Origin of the sequence: Flavobacterium sp. ARAG 55.4 (genome assembly GCF_051846875.1) — a bacterium.
GTDB lineage: Bacteria > Bacteroidota > Bacteroidia > Flavobacteriales > Flavobacteriaceae > Flavobacterium > Flavobacterium plantiphilum.
Genome location: NZ_JBPYCT010000006.1, coordinates 190458 through 207126, shown reverse-complemented (window position 1 = coordinate 207126; position 16669 = coordinate 190458). Strand labels below are relative to the sequence as shown.

The 16669-nt window shown below is 33.7% G+C and carries 9 protein-coding genes; 4 read left to right on the top strand and 5 right to left on the bottom strand.

The genetic code is table 11. The features are described from left to right. Window positions 1-407: 407 nt before the first annotated feature. From ACSV4D_RS09140 to ACSV4D_RS09125, 4 genes are all read left to right on the top strand, one after another. A complete protein-coding gene (locus ACSV4D_RS09140; protein ID WP_439228021.1) occupies window positions 408-2000 on the top strand; it encodes a transcriptional regulator in 1593 nt (530 codons plus the stop codon). Between the two features lie 404 nt (window positions 2001-2404). Beyond that, window positions 2405-5494, top strand: coding sequence for a SusC/RagA family TonB-linked outer membrane protein (locus ACSV4D_RS09135; RefSeq protein ID WP_439228020.1), 3090 nt, complete (start codon window positions 2405-2407; stop codon window positions 5492-5494). A gap of 19 nt (window positions 5495-5513) precedes the next feature. Continuing rightward, window positions 5514-7244 (top strand): RagB/SusD family nutrient uptake outer membrane protein, encoded by a 1731-nt coding sequence (locus tag ACSV4D_RS09130; protein WP_439228019.1) that lies wholly within the window; start codon window positions 5514-5516, stop codon window positions 7242-7244. A gap of 151 nt (window positions 7245-7395) precedes the next feature. Continuing rightward, on the top strand, window positions 7396-8853 hold the full coding sequence (locus ACSV4D_RS09125; protein ID WP_439228018.1) for a hypothetical protein: 1458 nt from the start codon (window positions 7396-7398) through the stop codon (window positions 8851-8853). A 606-nt stretch (window positions 8854-9459) separates the two neighbouring features. Here ACSV4D_RS09125 and ACSV4D_RS09120 read toward each other — a convergent pair. From ACSV4D_RS09120 to ACSV4D_RS09100, 5 genes are all read right to left on the bottom strand, one after another. Next, window positions 9460-10719 (bottom strand): glycoside hydrolase family 117 protein, encoded by a 1260-nt coding sequence (locus ACSV4D_RS09120; protein WP_439228017.1) that lies wholly within the window; start codon window positions 10717-10719, stop codon window positions 9460-9462. Between the two features lie 34 nt (window positions 10720-10753). After that, complete coding sequence (locus tag ACSV4D_RS09115) at window positions 10754-11638, bottom strand: family 16 glycosylhydrolase (protein ID WP_439228016.1); 885 nt, start codon at window positions 11636-11638, stop codon at window positions 10754-10756. A 39-nt stretch (window positions 11639-11677) separates the two neighbouring features. Then, window positions 11678-13522, bottom strand: a complete 1845-nt coding sequence (locus ACSV4D_RS09110) for a sulfatase family protein (RefSeq protein WP_439228015.1) — start codon at window positions 13520-13522, stop codon at window positions 11678-11680. Window positions 13523-13532: 10 nt separating this feature from the next. Continuing rightward, complete coding sequence (locus ACSV4D_RS09105; RefSeq protein WP_439228014.1) at window positions 13533-14903, bottom strand: glycoside hydrolase family 28 protein; 1371 nt, start codon at window positions 14901-14903, stop codon at window positions 13533-13535. A 105-nt stretch (window positions 14904-15008) separates the two neighbouring features. Further along, window positions 15009-16661, bottom strand: a complete 1653-nt coding sequence (locus ACSV4D_RS09100) for a sulfatase-like hydrolase/transferase (RefSeq protein WP_439228013.1) — start codon at window positions 16659-16661, stop codon at window positions 15009-15011. Between the last annotated feature and the right edge of the window lie 8 nt (window positions 16662-16669).

Here is a 16669-nt window from a genome sequence, read left to right as displayed (position 1 = left end):
TTCCAATTATAATTTTACTGATGAAGGAATAAATTATCAATATCTAATTTTTACCTAACAAAAGTTATTGATTCTTAATAATATTCACTTTAAAAATCCATAATTGTTATCTAAGCAAATATCTTATTATTATAAGATACCATAATTATTTACAACTAGACAAGAACTGAACAAATGTATTTTTTAATCATTTGTATTGTTTTTTTAACTAGACATTAACTACTTTAGACTCACTATTACTAAATACCTCCAAAGTTGAGTCTAAATTTTAAAGTATTTTTACCAAAACTAACTACCCAAACAACCAACCAAAAATGAACAGAATTACTTTTCTTAAAACCTTTAAAAAAAAATATCACATAAAAGTGTGTTCCAATTCGAAAAAGGAAATTTGTTTTGCTAATCTTTTGTTTTTATATTTTGCTTTATTTCCCGTTTGTTCTTATTCTCAATACGATTTTAAAACTAATCCATATTTAGAAAAAGCAGAACAATTAAAATACATCAATCCTGATAGCTCGATATCCTATTACAAAAAAAGCATTGCGATCTATGAAAAAGAAAAAGACACCGTTAATATCATTAACAATATAATGGCGTTATCTTTTTTATATGCACATATTGTAGATTACGGTAGATCCTATGATGGTTATTGGAAAGCATTATTATTAGCCGATAAATCAAAAGACGATGTATCAAAAGCTAGAATTTACCAAGCTTTAGGCTGGCTTTATAGCTATTATGATAGAAACGAAGAGGCTTTGCAGTATTTTAATCATTCATTAGAAATAACCAAACGCAATATTGATAAGCATGAAATCAGAAATTACGAATATTTATCGCAAGATTATTTCTCAATTTTAAACCTATATCGCGTTAATCATAATTACACAAAAGCAAAAATCTACTTAGATAGTTGTTATATTGCACATAAACAAATCAATAGCGGCAAAAAAAGTTACTATATTGAAGCAGAAGCTGCTTACCTCGACGCAGTGGACAAAAAGTATGATTTATCATTAACTAAATTGAAAGAGGTTAATGATTATTTTGAAATAAGTGACCCCTCCTATTTAGTTATTATTGACTACCTAATTGGGGATGTATATAGAATGAAAGGTGATCTTGCTAACAGTATTATATATTTTGAAAAATCACTTACTTTTTCAAAAAAATACAAAAGCCATTCCAATTATCGATTGATGACTCATGAGGTATTAGCTAAAATCTACGCTGCTACTGGAAATTACAAAAATGCGTATTTACATTCTAATCAAGCCATGATATTTAACGCACAAGTTTTTGGAAAGAATAGTAAAAACAGTCAACATCTTTTTGAAATTAATGATAAATACCACATTCAAAAAGAGAAAGAAAAAGAAATCATTCGACTCCAACGTATCAAAGAACTGGAACATGAAGAAAGTATTGCTAATTTAAAAACCATATTGTATTCTTTGATTGTTATTTCTTTATTATTATACGGTAGATTGTTAATCAAAAATATAAGAAGAAAGCATCAGGCCGAAAAACAAGCTTTGGCTGAAAAGCAAGAAATGGAACTTCAAAAAAGTAAAGAAATCTTAGAGCTAAAAAACAAGGAACTTACATCTTCGGCATTACAATTAATTGAAAAAGATGAATTTATAGAACGATTAAAGGTCAATTTGACCGAAAACAAAGAGAATGTTGATGTGCGAACTATCAATAAGATGCTGAAAACCATCCAAGGCACCCCTAGCAGTAACTGGAAAGAATTTGAAGCTCGATTTACAGCGGTTAACCAAAGCTTTTACAGCAACCTAAAAGAAAAATATCCCGATTTAGGACAGACAGATTTAAAAATTTGCGCACTAATTAAACTTAATTTCTCAAGTAAAGATATGGCATCACTACTTGGAATTTCTTTTGAAAGTGTACATACCTCTCGTTACCGACTACGCAAAAAATTTAAATTGGATAGGAATGATAATTTGAATGATTTTATTGCAGGAATTTGATTGAGTTAGAGTTATTATAAGTTTAAAAAACATCAGTTTGTAATTTCAGACTGATGTTTTTTTTTGCAGTTACCTTATTATTTTTGTTTATAACCCTCCCGTTTTTTTGTTATTTAAATGTGAAGTTAATTTTGTTTTAATTCATTTATAGAACTAATCATTCATTTTGGATTCTTCAGTTAGTCGTTGTGTACACTTTTATGGACTTACCAAATAAATAAAAGGAATTTAGCAATAAAAAACCACTTCTGTCTAGTTTTAATCTAGTCGATATTTTATAGTCCTGAATGCTAAATACATAATTTAGCCTTGTTAAAAAAACGTTATAAATAAAAAAATATACCATATAATGAATTTTTAACAATAAACTAAAATCAAATTATTTAACTAATTAAAAATTATTTATGAAAAAAAAGAATGGATTTTGGAAAAAGACATTACCTATAATGTTTTTTCTTTTAAGTTTTTGTGCAGTGAACGCACAGAAAAAAGTTTCGGGTCAAGTCAAAGACGATTCGGGATTTCCTTTGCCTGGAGTTACGGTATCAGTGATAGGTACTCAAAATGGTGCAGTTACAGATATAGATGGTAAATATTCCATCATAGCAAATGAAACAGATGAATTAAGTTTTTCTTATTTAGGATTCAAAACCCAAAAAAAGAAAGTAGGTTCAGCAGCTCAAATTATTATAACATTAGTAACAGATGCAAAATTACTTAATGAGGTTGTAGTAAATGTTGGATATGGAAAACAAAAAGTAAAAGAAGTAACTGGAGCTGTTGCTCAAGTTAAATCTGACATAATTGATCGCGCTCCAGTTTCTGACATTAGTGAGTCTATTCAAGGTAGAGTTGCAGGTGTAAATGTTCAAGCTGCAAGTGGGCGACCAGGAGAAGCAGCAAATATTCAAATCAGAGGTGTAGGTTCATTATTAGGAAAATTAGAACCTTTATATGTAGTGGATGGAGTACCTTATGAATCCAATCCCAACATTGCCCCCGATCAAGTAGAGACCATGGATATTCTGAAAGATGGAGCTTCAGCTGCTATTTACGGTGTAAGAGCTTCCAACGGCGTAATTTTGATTACTACTAAAAGAGGTAAGAAAGGTAATTTCTCAGTAGATTTATCCACTTACACAGGAATACAAAATATATATTCAGGAACTCCGTTGATGAATACACAACAGCAATTGTTTGCTGATTTCACAGTGCAACCAGTATTAAATGGTGGAAATCTTCCTGGTTATTTTATTATTACCCCTGAATTATTGGACTATGACACCAATTTTGTGAAAGATGTTCAGAACAATAATGCTATTATTAGAAATTACAATTTAGGAATTTCTGGAGGAACAAATGACTTGTCATTAAATTTTAATACAAGCTATTATAATCAAGATGGTGTTTTAATTAATTCAGGATTCGATCGACTGAGCTCAAGACTGAATGCTCAATTTACTAAAGGAAAATTTAAAGCATTTGCAACTATTGGATTAACTGATGAAAATCGTCAACAAGAACCATGGGGATTGTATGAATACAGTATTGGTCAAAAACCATGGCAACTCCCTTTAGGTGATTTGAATATAAGTGGAGATAATAACGTAAATATTCCTGTTGATAATGTGATTTATTTTGGATATTTAGCTAAACAACTGCAAAACACTGATGACAGAAAAGTTTCGTCCTCTAATATTGCCTTAAATTTAGAGTATGAATTTATTAAAGGACTTTCTTATAAAATAAATTTAAGTAAAAACAAATACGATTACAGACGAAAATTCTTTATGCCTTCCTACTTAATTTATGGTTTAGATGGACAACTGAACGCTACAGCATCCACACTCCAAGCACAACTGCAAGAGGATTATACGTTTAGCGAAAGAAATGTAATTGAAAATATGTTGAACTATAATGTTAAGTTTGGAAAACATAACGTTACAGCTACTGCAGTATCTTCTTATGAAGAATTTGAATCCAAGCAATTTTCTATTGGTGCAATTGGTTTCCCTACTAATGACACACAAGAAATTGGACAAGGAGAATCGGCTAAATCCCCTTCAAGCTTTGTAAATAAATATACTTTATCAGGGTTATTGGGAAGAATTCAATATAACTATGACGAACGCTACTTATTTTCTGCCAGTATTCGTAGGGACGGTTCTTCTAAATTCTTAAATAATCGCTATGCGAGCTTCCCATCAGTATCTGCAGGTTGGAACATTTCTGAAGAAAGTTTCTTTAAAAATTCTGCACTTAGAAACTCTGTGAATAGTTTGAAATTAAGAGCTAGTTATGCACAATTGGGTAATCAAGATGTTCCACCATATTCTGCAGCTACCCAATTAGAAACAGGAGTAAATTATTTGTATGGTACAAGTGAAATTTTAACCTCTGGATTGATTCAAAGAAGGTATTCAAATCCTGATTTAAAATGGGAAACAAGTACATCAAAAAATATAGGTATTGATTTAGCGATGTTCAATAACAAATTAACTTTGAATGCTGATATATACAGCAATGATAAAAAAGATATGTTATTGCCTTTCCAGACACCACCTTCAGGAGGAACAACACAACCAAATGCCGAAGGAACTTACAATCCTATTTATGTGAATGCAGGTAAAATGACAAATAAAGGTATTGAAATAGCACTGGCATATCGTAATCAATTGAAAAATGGTTTGAAATATGATGTTTCTGGAACATTTACTAAAAACATAAATGAAGTAGTTGATTTAAATGGTATTGACAGAGGTTTTCCTAATGGACGCCCAACACTTTCATTAGGTGATGCAGTTGATCAAACTACCTTTTTTGCGGTTGGACATCCAGCAGGAGCTTTCTTTTTATTACAAAATCAAGGTGTAATCAAGACAGATGACGAATTAACAGAATACAGAAAGATAAATCCAAATGCTCAAAAAGGAGATATACGTTATTTAGATGTTGATGGAAACAAAAAAATAGATGAAAATGATCGAGTGTATTCAGGATCAGGACAACCAAAATTTGAGGCTGGATTGAATATTGATTTAAAATATAAAAACTTTGATTTATCAGTTCAGTCCTACTTGTCATATGGTGCTAAATTATTTAATGGCGCACGTTTTTTTGCTTATGCGCTAGGGAGACATTTAGATCAGTATAATCAATGGTCACCTCAAAATCCGACATCAGATGTTCCAAGTTTTAAAAACAGTAGTCTTAGCGAAAGTGTTAGAGCAAGATCTGATTACTGGTTGGAAGATGGTTCTTATCTGAGAATTCGAAATATCACTTTAGGGTACTCATTACCTACGAAACTTCTTGATAAATATGGTGTAAGAAAAATTAGACTTTATGTAACAGGATTTAATCCTTTCACATTTACTAAGTACACAGGATACGACCCAGAAGTTGGTGGTAATGGAATAAGTACTAGAGGTGTAGACAGTGGTAATTATCCAGTCGCTAGAAGATTTGTTCTAGGAGCTCAAGTTAAATTTTAAGAACTAAAAAATATAAACTATGATACAATATAAAATAAAACCCAAAGCAGTGTCCATTGCATTTATGACTTGCGCTATCTTATTTCTTTCAAGTTGTGACGAGAAAGACTTTCTAACAGTTGATAACCCAAATGCAGTTACCGAGGCTACTTTTTGGAAAACACCCACACAGTTTAATAGTGCTTTAACAACAGTTTATGCTGCTATGCAGTTTCAAGCCATTAGTGGTGGTGGTTTGCCTGAAGAAGAAGTGCGTGCTGATATAGCAGATACCTATTCATTTTTTAGACCTCTTGCATACAGGCAGTTGACTTACACTGATAACTCTCCTCAAGTAGTAGGAAAGTGGAATCAATTGTACATTGGGATATTCAGAGCTAATCAAGTAATCAATCAAATAAATAAAGTTGACGGTTCTGCATTTGCTCCAAAAGAGAAAGAAACCATTTTAGCACAAGCCCGTTTTTTAAGAGCATTTTTTTACTTCAAATTAGCCTATACTTATGGTAAGGCAGTTATCCGTACAGAAGTCTCCACAACTGATTTTAATAAAAAATTGAGTTCTATTGATGAAATTAATACTGAAGTTATCATTCCAGATTTAATCTATGCCAAAGCAAATCTACCTACAAGTTGGTCTGCGAATGACATAGGAAGAGTGACGTGGGGTAGCGCAACTTCTTTATTAGGAAAGGTATATTTATACGATAAAAAATGGCCAGAAGCAGCAGCGGAATTCAAAGAAGTTATTGACTCCAAAATATATTCGTTAACGCCAAACATTCTGGATAATTTTACAGATCAAAATGAGTTTAATTCAGAATCTATTTTAGAAGTGGCCTATAGTTCAACAGCTAATCCAGGAGCTAATGGAAGCAATGTCGATGATACACCTTATGCTTCAGGAGCAGAAGCGAATGATGTTGCTGCTCAATATGCTTCCATCGGTGGTTTTGGTGGATATAATACTGTAGTGAGTAATTATTACCTCCATGAATTATTCCTAAGTGACGAGGTTGATGCAACAAACCCAATTAATGGTTCAAACGTACATTCCAGACGTCTTACTGCTTCTATCTGTCCTAAAGACTTTGAAGGAACTTATTTTGGAGTAACAAACACGAGTCAACAAGTACATGCCTATAGAGGACTAGGTTTGACTGCTTTAGTTAAAAAATACACTAACTGGTACCAAGGAACGGCTGAAATTCCCTTGAATAGAAGTGGTATTAACTTTAGACATATTCGTTTAGCTGATGTTTATTTGATGTATGCCGAAGCTGTTTTAAATGCCTCTTCAGATGTTGACGAAGCGATAAAGCACATTGATCTTGTTAGAGAGAGAGCAGGTGTTAAAACAATAAGACAATATCTTATAGCTAATAACAATACTTTCCCTCAATTACATGTTAGCAAACTAAGATATACTACTCAACCCATGGTAGCTCCAACAAAAGAGAACATAATGACACATATTCAAATGGTAGAGAGACCATTAGAATTATGTTTTGAAGGACATCGTTGGAATGATTTAGTTCGTTGGGGAATTGTAAATGATGTATTTACAACTTTAGGTTCTAACTTAAATTGGGAAAAAGATAATTTTGCTTCAATTGTAGGCAAAGCTCCACTTACTATTGAAGGTTCACTTAATTTATTGGCTTTAGCTGCGATTAGCAATTATAATTCTTCTATTCATGATTATTTCCCTATACCTGCACCTGAATTACAAACCAATACAGGATTGTAGATAAACTTAATTTAACTTGAAAAATATGAAAACAAATTTTAAAATAATAGTAGCAATTTGTATAGCCGTCTTTGGTTTACACTCTTGTAATGACATATATGATGCTATAAATTTAAACGAGGCAAATAGCAGGGTTATTGCTACCTCACAAATGGATTTCGGAAACACCATTAGAGTTGGTACAAGTATAACACTAGGAGATCTTTCTTCTGGTGTTGAATCTAGATTATGGACTTTTCCTGAAGGTGTTGCCGATATTGTAGGCTCTGATAATGATATGACTGCAACAACAGCAAATGTAAAAGCAATTTTCAATGTTGCTGGAGAGCATAATGTAAAATTAAATCAAATATTTAAAGAAGATGCTTATGATTTACAACAAATAAATAAGTTAGGTAAAGTTTTGGATACTACGATAGTTGTAACGGTTCTTCCTGAAATTGAAATTGATGTAAAAGCCTATTATGTAAATCCTGATGGAACTGATGGGACAGCACTAGTAATTGCTAATGGTGCTAAAAATGAGATTATCGCTGGTAGAACAATACGATATAAAATCACCACAGTTGGTGAGCCTCAAAAGTTTCTTTGGACAATGGAAGGTGGCGATCCTGTAACGTCAACTGTGGATACTCAAGTATTAGATGTAAAATATAAAAAATTAGGAACTTATGGTTTTAGCATTAATGCAAATACACCAAGACCAGCAGGAAGTGCAACAGTAACATTTACTGATTTTGTAAAAGTTATTCCATCTACAGATCCAGTAACTCTTGATGCTGCACAGGTAGTAAATGGAAAAATCGCACTAAATTTTAGCAGAGAAATGGAACCAACTACTTTAAATACATCTCAATTTTCGGTAGGTCTTACTAATAAAGGGGTAACATTACCCGCAAATATCAAATCAATATCTATTAATCCAACCGAAGGTAATATCGTTCTTGTGGAGTTAAACGGACAAATATTATATAATGATGATAAAGTAACTATTTCATATACTAAAGGTACTTTAGCTACTACTGATGCTGTTGCGGTGAGTTCTTTTAGTGATACACCTGTTAGTTTTGTTGGAACAAACCTCCTTAAAACTACTTCCACTTACGATTCAGGTTTTGAAAATTCAACTGCTGCAAACTGGGGGTATTTATCTTGGGGATCGCCATGGGATAAATATACATTACAAATTTCTGGTGGTAAAGCACATTCTGGAAGCAAAAGCGCTTACATCGAGATGCAGCCTAATGGAGGTATGATAATGGGACATAAAGATAATTCTGGAGCATTAGTGAATTTCAATCTGGTTGCGGGAAAAACTTATGAAGTAGGTTCATGGGTATATGTTGTGAGTCTAGGGAATAATCCACCAACATCTGCGCCTGATTTGAGATTTTATATCAATCCAAATACAGATTGGTCAGTGGGTCCTAATCCCGCTTTTAGTTCAACTTTTGTAGTAGGAAAATGGATATATAGCTCTACTTTAATGAAAATTACCACAACAGCTAATTATAATTTTATGATTAGAGGTGATAATCAAAATAACCCTAGTGCATTAAAATTTTATTTAGATGACATTACTGTTACTGAAGCGAAACTTCGACCATAACTGTTTTATTTTGAATTAGTTTGAAAAGGCGGTTACATTGCAAAATGTACCGTCTTTTTTTGTGCTTTTTTTTATAAAAATAGATCCTAAATAGCTATTTGAAATTGAGTTGAAAAAAAATATTTTTTAAATATGTAAACACATCGTGCTATTGTTTATTGTAAAAAGTGATATATTGTTTAACTACATGGATAAAAATAATATCCATAATTCATAATTAGAATATTTGATAGGAACATTTAAAAAATTCTACAATTGTGGTTACTAAATACAAGTTGGCTCGATCGGGTCAATAAGGTGGAATCTATTCAATCCAAATTACGTAGTAGAAATACATTCAACTTTATTCTAGTCAAAATCAGGTGCTTACTCAATTTTTAATCATTGAAAAAGTTTACTATTCCTTCTTCAAAAAATTTCCGTGAGCACCTGAATTAATTGAAAAATTTCGTTTCCCTACGAAGTCAGTTGCATAATTTGTGTTCAAAATAGACAGTTTTGTATAAAAAAAGACCATTTCAAAGTAAACTCAATGAAATGGTCTGATTATATCTCGTCAAATTTTATTTAGAAGACGATTTTTTTGAATAAATGAATAGCGATTCATTACTTAGCCTTATTTAATAATTTTTGGTTTTCTTCAGCAATTCTGGCTTTTTGCTTGGGATTCAAACCTTGTTTAAAATTATCTTCTGGTTTGGTATAAATATGTGTTCTCTTCATGTCGGGATCATCTAAATCCTGACTTAAATCACAATCAAAACGCACTAACATAGCATGATTTGTAGCCCAACCGTTTACGGTAGTCAAATGGCTAATACCCCAGGTAATTCCTCTACCATCTTTGGTATCAGTGAAAGCGTCTGGAATAAAAGGTCCTGCTGCATCTGGCATTAACTCAGTAATGGAAGCGATATCAAAATTAACCCCATCCTTAGCGTATTGAATTGTATTGTGTTCGTTTCCATCACGTATGGTAAAGGCAGCAATACCTTCCTTGAAAGGGAACATCGTAGTTTCATGCCCTGAAGCCAAAACAGGATTCAATGGATTTTTGGTAAAAGGACCAAATGGATTATCGGCTGTAGCCAAACCTTGCATACGAACTAAATTTGGTTTTCCGTCAAAATCTGATTTGTAATATAAATATATTTTTCCTTTATATACCAATGGATAAGGATCGTGAATCGAATATTGATCCCAAGCATCTTTAGGACCGTTAGGAATCACAATTTGGTTTGTCGCTGTCCACGGACCATCAGGTGAATCCGCATAAGACATTAAAACAGGACAATCATCACCGCGCGTACCACTGGCTTCGCTAAACCCTTGATAATACATATAATATTTGCCTTTCCATTTCAAAATATCTGCAGTCGCCACGGAACGATGTCCCAAATTAGGTTTGGGTGGACGCGGAATCGCAACTCCTTGTTCTTCCCAAGTAAACCCATCTTTACTGGTAGCGTACCAAATCTCGGCTAGATCCCAATCGGCTGACGGAATGGTTTCTGTCGCTAATTTGGCCCCTTTTGGTGGTGTTGGTGTTTGTCTGTGCGTGTACCAAACATAATATTTTCCGTTTTCGAAAAGTACTTTTGAAGGGTCACGACGCGAAATAGTACCATCATGATTACTGTAATCCAAACCTTTTAGTTCAGTATATTTAAACTGGGTGTAAAGCTCATTATCTTCAGGTCTAGGAGCCATATAATTATCGTAATTACGTTGCATCGCTTTACTCAAAGGCATTTTTGGTTTCTCATCTGGCAACTTAAAAGGGAAGCTTTGTTGCGTTGTTTTACAAGAACTAACAATGAGTCCTAAAGAGGCCAGTGCGTATATAATTGTTTTTTTTTGTAACATGAATTTTTATTCTTTAATTAAATTTACTGATTTATTAGTTTACCAATTTCCAAGATCTCACCCAGTTATAAGTTGTTGTTCTGTCTTCTTTTGAACCGTTCATCCCTCCATCTTCAGGTGCTTTATTCCAATCGTAAGTTTCAACTACCATTCTCAAATACATTTCGATATCATAATCAGCAGGTGGTTTTACCTTATTAATGAATTTACCATCTAAAAAGAACAATACTTCGTCTTTTGATTTCCACCAAACACCGTAAACATGATAGTCATCATACACTTTCCCGCCAACATCAGCGCTCGATTTATTAGAACCTTTAGCATAATCACATCCTTCTGGAATGTTTCGGCTGTGTGTGTTCGAATTCATTTTTTGGTCAAAATTTTTCATCCATTCCGCCGTGTTTACAATCTGACCCACACACTCTTGAATATCTAATTCAGTAGTTCTTTTATCGCAACCTTGTAATTCTTTAGGTTCATTAATTAACCAAAAAGTAGAAGACATAAAAGTTTTGTTTGCTTTCATTTCGCATTCGTAATACCCATACTTCATTGCGTTTCTTGAACCTACATATCCTCCGCCATGGGTAAAAGTTTTATTTTGTTTGACAATGGGTTCAGGCAATAATCGGGTAGTTATTTTCAAGCTACCATCTGATACTGTGATATTTTCAGCTTGGAATAATCCCGGGGCACGACCAATCCATCCTTGACCAGAAATTTGCCATTTGGATTCGTCTACTTTGTTTCCATTAAATTCATCCGACATGTTTTTAACTAACTCCCATTTTTGATTGGCTGCTTTTGGATCTTGTCCCTTAAGAAAATGAGGCCCTTTCTGCGCACTAATTGCGTTTGCTGTTAATAACACCATTAATGGTGTCAGTTGTTTGATTTTTTTGATTAATCTGTTCATGCTATTAAAATAGTGTTTAAAATTGATTATTTATTAAAATTATTTTGAATTTAGATATTCCAATCTTCGGAGAACTGTATTGTTTTCTCGGACTTTTTTATCCATTTTATCGATATTTACATCAAAATGTTGTTTCTGGTAGAAATCCTGCATCAATACTATGCTGTTTAGAATTAACAAAGCTTCGGTATCCCTTTTAGATTCATACAATGCCTCACATATTTGTTTTGTAGTATTTTGATGTCCCACAATAGATAAGAATTCGGCCGCTCTTACTTTATTAATAATTACTGTATCGGTATTCATGACAGTTCTTACATTAATAGTCAAGGATTTTGCTTTTTCTCCAAAAGAAGTAGCCGTAATTAGCCCCCAATAACGTTCCCATTGGTCATCCGACTTCAGACACTTGATGATTTTTGGCGCTGCTTTATCAAAATCCAACAAAGACAAATTGGCAATACTGATGTACTTCTTAATGTCTTTTTTATGTTTTTGTCCAAATTCTATCGGATTTTGAATGGCGTTATCCAACAAATAAAATTCAGGATAAAAAGACAAATCAGGTTGTTCTAGCATCCAAGAATTCAAGTCTTTTCGCAAACTCAATAATTGCGTTTTGTACGCAGGATTGTTTGCTAAGTTGGTCGTTTCAAAAGGATCTTTACTCACATCATACAAAGCTTCGGGAGCTTTTGGTTCAAAAAATTGAGATTGAATTTTGTTTAATTTTCCTTGTTTGTATAAATCAAACCATTCTTGATAAGCCAATTGTTTGTATCGGTATTCATTCATCAAACCATCAACATTGAAAGGTTCAAAGTTGCGAACATATTTTAAATTACCTTTTCGAAGACTTCTCACCATATCATACTTTTCGTCAAATCGATCAGCATAACCAAAAGTTTCATTTCTTTTCTTTAATTTTTTTACCGAAATATTTTTCCCTAAAAAAGGTTTTCCGTCCATGGTTTTCGGAACTTTAACCCCTGCTAAGTTCACGACCGTAGCACCAAAATCAACAAAACTCACAAAAGAATTGGTTCGAGAACCTGGTTTAAAAACCGTTACGTCTTGGTATTTCTTTGGAACATACACCACTAGCGGAATGTGTAACCCTGTTTCTGTCAAATAGCCTTTACTATCTGGCAAAACTCCACCGTGATCACCATAATAAAATATAATAGTATTATCCAGTTGTCCGTCTTTTTTCAGTTGGTCTAAAACTTGGCCAACTTCCTTATCCATCGCTTTAATTTTATCGCGATAATAAGTGTTTGTATATCTGAACAAATCCGTTTGAGGATGGTTTGGTTGTACAAAAACAGTGCTCGGATCCATCGAGGTTTTAGTGTTCTTCATGGTCTCTTTCGAAAAATGAATTCTGCTTTCGTGCGTTGTTTCGATGTTAAAAACAAAGAAAAAAGGTTGGCCTTCTTTTCTGTTCTTCCAAGTTGCTTTTTTAGAAGAATCATCCCAAACATCATTGGATTTGTAAATATTGTAATCCTCTTTGGCATTATTAGCAGTATAATACCCCGCTTTTCTTAAATAGGCAGGAAACATTTCTTGGATATTTGTCAAAGTTACTTTCCCCTCAGCCCTATGATAATGGGTTGCCAACTTTGGACCATAACTGGAGGTAATTAAGGTGGAACGAGCAGCACTACAAACGGCAGCGTTAGAAAAAGCGCGGTCAAAAACAATTCCGTCTTTGGCCAAATTTTCGATATTAGGTGTTGCTATTCCATGTTCATCAAACAATTTCATATAATGCTTCGAGTTGTCTTCTGATACAATCCACACAATATTAGGCTGCTGCGCATAAGAAGCAACAGTTGTAATCAGATTAACTAAGAATAATTTTATTAGTTTATTATTCACGATTAAATTATTATTTTACACTTTTTCTATTTACAAAAATATTCTTTGCTGATCCATTTAAAACATCATCAAAAACGACCGGTTTACGAGCATCCTTGTTTATTATATTGATATGAACATTATCAATAGCCAAACCATCAATATGACGTGCAAAAATTCCTGAAGCTGGTAAAGTTCCTACTTTACTGAACTCAGGCCACCAATTTCCCAGAGTTTCCAGAGTAAATTCTTTAATGTCTTTTTTCTTTGCATCTTCTTTTGTTCCTCCTCCCGCAATCGTCATTTGAATGTTTTTTAACTGAATATCACTGATATAGTGCTTGGGCATTCCTGTGATAAAAATGGCAGTATTTTTATCCAAATCCCTATTATCCACAATGATATTTTCAAAAAGAAAACCGTGCATGGCTTTCATCGGAATCATTTCAATTGGGGCATCAACTCCTGCCCGCTGTTGGCAGAAAGTCATAAAAATGGGTCTAGGAACATTTTTCATCACTATATTTGAAAAAATCATGTTCTTCATTTCACCACCTTCGTTCATTTGAATTTTCAAACCTGAATCTAGAATATCATGAAAAGTACAGTTGCTTACCGTCACCGATTCAAAATCTCCTCTTGAGGCTAATCCAAAACGCATGGCAGCCCATTTGCTGGTAAAAACACAGTTGGTGATTGTAATGTCTTTACACGGTTTATCAGCTCTGGAGGTTTGCAGGCAAATTGAATCATCACTGGTGTCAAATGAAGAATTGGAGACTTTTACATTGGTACAACCATCAAAATCCAGTCCGTCTCCGTTATGATTTACTCTGCTGATGATTTTGATTCCGTCAACCACAATTTCATTGCAATACAACCAAGCCGAAGTCCATGCTGCCGGATTTATAAGGGTTACATCTCTTAAATGAATATCATTGCAATTTAAAAAACGTAACATCATAGGACGACCACCTTTCTCTTTGGTAAAATTTTCAGGATGACCGTTGGCATCAATTGTACCTTTACCTTCTATAGAAAAAGATCTAGCATTATGTGCAAATATCAGACAACGATCCATGTGCGGTTCGTTTTTATAGGTGTTTTTGTGTGTATCAGTTGTATAATCTGAATAATTAGGACTACCTAACAAAATCGAACCATTTTCAAGATAGAGGGTTACAAAATCTTTTAAATAGATGGTGCCTATAAGTACTCTTTTTCCCGATGGAATAATGATTTTACCTCCTCCTTCCTTTGAACACAAATCAATGGCTTTTTGGACCGCTTGCGTATCTTTAGTAATTCCGTCACCCTTTGCTCCATAGTCTAAAACATTATAGTTTTTGGCTTGAATAGAGAAAGAGAAACTAAGTAAGAAAAGTTGCAATACTTTTTTCATGTTTCGTTTGATAATCTATTGGTTCTAATAAATTCTTTTATACATGTTTTAGGTCAATTATCATATGGCCTCGATGGTTCAGCATTACAGCTTAGTCTCAAAAAATCAATGCCCCGCTTTTGGAAACAAATCATTGGTATAGCGCAACACTTCGGCTTTACCTTCTCCTCTGGCGTTCTTTATTTCCACTTTCCATTGTTTTTTTAATGATGCCAAAACAGTACTGTATTTTTTATCGTTTACCAAATTATGTAGCTCGTGAGGGTCATTTTTTAAATTATATAATTCTTCATAAACCGGTTTTTCTCCATTTAAAGAAGATTCGATGTAGTCACGGTAAACAGCGATTTCAGGGTCATGCATTTTATACAACATATCGTTTACACTCATGCCTATTTCTTTGGCATACTTAATTTCTTTGGTAGCCGAAAAATTATCGTTTTTGTAATAGCGAATGTATTTCCAATCTTTTTCCTGAACAGCTTCGCAACGTGGATTACCAAAATGGGTTGACCATAGATTTTCGGTGTACAAATAGTCTCTTGGCTCCTCTTTGCCCCCTTTAATCAAATTTGAGATGTCTTTACCTTGAAATTCCTTTGGAGCCGCAATACCCGCCATAGCTAACATTGTGGGAGCGATATCGATGGTTTGTACCAAGGCATCACTCTTTAAACCTCTTGCTTTTTTTGGCGCTTTAGGGTCTAATACGATAAAGGGAACATGAGTTGTTTTTTCGTAACAAAGAGCTTTTCCTCCCAGTCCTTGTTCTCCTCCAAACAATCCGTGGTCTGAAGTGAAAATAATAACGGTATTCTTATCGATTTTTAAGTCTTTTAATTTTTTTCTAAGATTACCAATCATGCGGTCAATTCCGGTCATGGCTTGCATTTCGCGAATGAGTCTTTCTTTGATTCCGGCAGGAGTATCAACATAATTGTATCCCACTTGTCTGTCCTCTGCATGTAATAAATCGGCTGGTAATTTTGGCATTTTTATATCAGCTTTGGCGATATAATTTGGAGGTAAAGGAATTTCGACATTACGATATAACATTCTGTAAATTTCATCATCAGTTGGCTTCATTTTCATTGTTTCTGTACTCGCACCATGGGGTAGATTGAAATTAACCGATAATACAAAAGGCTTATATGTAGGGCGAGTTTCCAAAAACTTAATAGCCCCTTTTAATTTTCTTTCGTTAGAGTCTAAAAAGTCTATTACCCCTTCGTTGATGATCTCAGGTTGGGTAAAAGCGATGGCATCATTAAAAATAGCATGTCTGTCTTTTGGATAAAAACTCAAATGTCCGTGTCCTGCATACCAGTAATCAAAACTTTTTTCCATCAGGCCACTATCATAACCACCTTTTCCTACCGGTGCATGATTCTTTCCTATCCACCCGCTGTAGTAACCGTTTCTGCGCATTATCATCGGATATGATTGTTCCCAAGCTTTATCTGAAACACTGGTTCCCGAATTAAAATTAACACCATGTTTACGCTCAAATTGCCCTAATAATATAGAAACCCTACTTGGCGTACAAATGGCACTAGTCACATGAGCATTAGTAAACAAAATCCCTTCTTTAGCCATCTTATCGATATTTGGAGTTTGCACAATGGTATTCCCAGTACAACCTAATAACTCATAGGATTGGTCATCGGTTAAGATGAAAATTATGTTTGGTCGCTGTTGAGCTCTAATGGATAAAAAATATTGTAAAATAAAAACAAGAACAATTCCTTTCTTTAGCATTTTTTTTT

Bases quoted from the DNA above. Each gene is read 5' to 3' on its own strand.
- ACSV4D_RS09135 (WP_439228020.1), top strand. From the start codon at position 2,405: ATGAAAAAAAAGAATGGATTTTGGAAAAAGACATTACCTATAATGTTT.
- ACSV4D_RS09130 (WP_439228019.1), top strand. From the start codon at position 5,514: ATGATACAATATAAAATAAAACCCAAAGCAGTGTCCATTGCATTTATG.
- ACSV4D_RS09125 (WP_439228018.1), top strand. From the start codon at position 7,396: ATGGATTTCGGAAACACCATTAGAGTTGGTACAAGTATAACACTAGGA.
- ACSV4D_RS09120 (WP_439228017.1), bottom strand. From the start codon at position 10,719: ATGTTACAAAAAAAAACAATTATATACGCACTGGCCTCTTTAGGACTC.
- ACSV4D_RS09115 (WP_439228016.1), bottom strand. From the start codon at position 11,638: ATGAACAGATTAATCAAAAAAATCAAACAACTGACACCATTAATGGTG.
- ACSV4D_RS09105 (WP_439228014.1), bottom strand. From the start codon at position 14,903: ATGAAAAAAGTATTGCAACTTTTCTTACTTAGTTTCTCTTTCTCTATT.
- ACSV4D_RS09100 (WP_439228013.1), bottom strand. From the start codon at position 16,661: ATGCTAAAGAAAGGAATTGTTCTTGTTTTTATTTTACAATATTTTTTA.